This is a genomic window from Pseudoalteromonas sp. SR45-5 (assembly GCF_014163565.1).
Classification (GTDB): Bacteria; Pseudomonadota; Gammaproteobacteria; order Enterobacterales; family Alteromonadaceae; genus Pseudoalteromonas; species Pseudoalteromonas distincta.
On the sequence record NZ_JACJDN010000809.1, the window covers coordinates 1 to 1506 of the forward strand.

At 40.0% G+C, this 1506-nt stretch carries 2 protein-coding genes; both read right to left on the reverse strand.

The annotated features are described in order from the left end of the window. Window positions 1-667: flagellar motor protein MotB (locus H5072_RS19250; RefSeq protein WP_182694482.1), on the reverse strand; the 667-nt coding region annotated here is incomplete at its 3' end. Between the two features lie 2 nt (window positions 668-669). After that, window positions 670-1437, reverse strand: coding sequence for a flagellar motor protein PomA (pomA, locus tag H5072_RS19255; protein ID WP_024597197.1), 768 nt, complete (start codon window positions 1435-1437; stop codon window positions 670-672). Window positions 1438-1506 lie beyond the last annotated feature (69 nt).

Here is a 1506-nt window from a genome sequence, read left to right on the forward strand (position 1 = left end):
TATGGCCAGATACAGTTATTTCGCCAGGTACATCTTTTAACAGTACACCAATATCTTGAATTATGGGTTTAAACTTAGGTTGTAAAAATGCACTACCCGAAGGAAATGAACCATTCTCTCTAATACGAATAATTATTTGCTGCCCTAAAGATTCAAGCTCAATTGCACCATCTATTATTTGCTTTTCAAGCTGCTGCGCGATTTTTTTAACGAGCTCGTTAGTTTGTTCCTGATCGGCCGCTGAAGTTGCTTGCTCTGACGATTGCTCTTGAGAAGTACTACGAGATTCGCCACCACGTTTATCCCCGCGTTGTTCTTGCCTGCCGCCAGCTGAGCTTTCATCTCCAGCCTGAAACTCTAACATTTGTTGAGTCATTTCTACTGTTTGTTGCTGAATGGTTTCTATTGGGGTTGGCTCTGGTTTGCCTGGGGTAAACTCCATAGCAATAACAGAGGTACCTTTAGGGATATCTTTTACTTCAATTTTATTCTGCACACCAAAAGCAAACTTCATAGAGCCCGCAATTTGTTTAAACTTAAGTACATCCATTTCTGAAAACGCAAGCAAGAGTACAAAAAAGCACATTAACAGTGACATCAAATCGGCAAACGTTCCCATCCATGCTGGTAGGCCTGGTGGTGGGCATTTGCACTCTTGATCAGACATAATTACTCCTCGGTATCTACTTTGCGTTTAGATTCAGCTAAGTAATTTTTCAAAATACCTTCGATAACTTTTGGATTTTGGCCATCTTGTATACCTAAAATAGCATCTAAAATTAAACGCTGATTCATAGCTTCTTCGTCTTTACGCAGTTCAAGTTTTACCTGAATAGGAATTGCCACAACATTGGCTAAAAACGCACCATATAAAGTTGTTAAAAGCGCTACCGCCATTGCCGGACCAATTGCTTTTGGGTCATCCATGTTAGATAACATTGCAACTAAGCCAATTAGAGTACCAATCATTCCCATTGCTGGTGCAATATCGGCTAATGACTTAAATAAGCCTGCACCCATTTCATGTCGAGTAGTGGTTAAAGAGATGTCTTTTTGAAGTGTGGCGCGAACAACATCTGCGTCATGGCCATCAACAAGCATGTCGACGCCTTTGCGCATAAATGGATTTGGGATTTCAGCTTCTTCGAGTGCTAAAAAGCCCCCTTTACGAGCTGAATCAGCAAGTTCTACTGCTTTTTCAATAAGTTCTTCTGGCGTTTCAATTTTAAACATAAACGCTTTAGCAACAACTTTACCTATACCCAAAAACTGCGACATGGTGAAATTTGATAAAACAATGAAAAGTGAACCACCAAATACAATTACACTAGAAGGAGCATCGGCAAACATAGCCATTTCACCGCTACTACTCATAAACATAGACATGACAATTAAGCCAATTGCGCCTAGGATCCCGATTATGGTTGCTAAATCCACATTTCCTCCAGAAGTTTCATGCTTAATGGCCTTATCATAAACTTTTATTATTAACTGCTTATCGGCAAC